The sequence below is a fragment of the Promicromonospora kroppenstedtii DSM 19349 genome, assembly GCF_000515355.1.
GTDB classification, from domain to species: domain Bacteria; phylum Actinomycetota; class Actinomycetes; order Actinomycetales; family Cellulomonadaceae; genus Promicromonospora; species Promicromonospora kroppenstedtii.
Genome location: NZ_KI911653.1, coordinates 42,519 through 43,318, shown reverse-complemented (window position 1 = coordinate 43,318; position 800 = coordinate 42,519). Strand labels below are relative to the sequence as shown.

Annotated in this window: 2 protein-coding genes; one reads left to right on the top strand and one right to left on the bottom strand. The window is 75.4% G+C overall.

Features of this window, described 5'->3' with window-relative positions; genetic code table 11:
- Positions 1-530 (top strand): alpha/beta hydrolase fold domain-containing protein (locus PROKR_RS37350; RefSeq protein WP_245605785.1); only part of this gene is annotated, 530 nt, incomplete at its 5' end.
- Here the strand turns inward: PROKR_RS37350 and PROKR_RS10450 are convergent.
- On the bottom strand, positions 503-800 hold a 298-nt coding region (locus PROKR_RS10450), incomplete at its 5' end, for a formate dehydrogenase accessory sulfurtransferase FdhD (protein WP_036962873.1). The genes PROKR_RS37350 and PROKR_RS10450 overlap by 28 nt on opposite strands.

Genomic DNA, 800 nt, shown 5'->3' with positions numbered 1-800 from the left:
CGGCACGCGTCGTCGTCGCGGGCGACTCGGCGGGCGGCGGCCTCGCCCTGGCCACGGTGCTGGCCGCCCGTGACGCCGGGCTCCCGCTGCCCGTCGCCGTCGTCACCTTCTCCGCCTGGCTAGACCTGACGCTCTCCGGTGCGAGCCTCACGGGCAAGGAGAGCGTCGACCCGATCTTCGACGCCGCCGACATCCAGGGGTATGCGGCCACCTACCTGCCCGACGGCGCCGACGCCCGCAACCCCTTGGCCAGCCCGGTGCTCGCCGACCTGCGCGGCCTGCCACCGCTCCTGCTCCAGGTGGGCTCTGCCGAGGTGCTGCTCGACGACAGCACCCTGCTGGCCGCCCGGGCAGCCGAGGCGGACGTCGAGGTGACGCTGGAGGTCTACCCGGGCAGCGCGCACGTCTTCCAGCACCACCATGCCACCGAGGCGACGGCGGCCCGCGCCATGGACACCGCCGCGGACTTCCTCGCCCGCCGCCTCGCACCGACCGCCCCGCCTCACCGCAGCCGGTCCGCCCGCGTGTAGACGTTCATCGAGTCGCCCCGGACGAACCCCAGCAGGGTCAGGCCGCACTCCTCGGCCAGGTCCACCGCGAGGGTCGACGGCGCCGAGATCGCGGAGAGCACCGGGATCCCGGCCCGCGCGGCCTTCTGCACCAGCTCGAACGACGCCCGCCCGCTGACCTGGAGCACCGTCCCGGCAGCGGGCAGGGCGCCGTCGCGCAGGCCGGCTCCCACCACCTTGTCGACGGCGTTGTGCCGGCCCACGTCCTCGCGCACGTACAGCGGCTCGCCG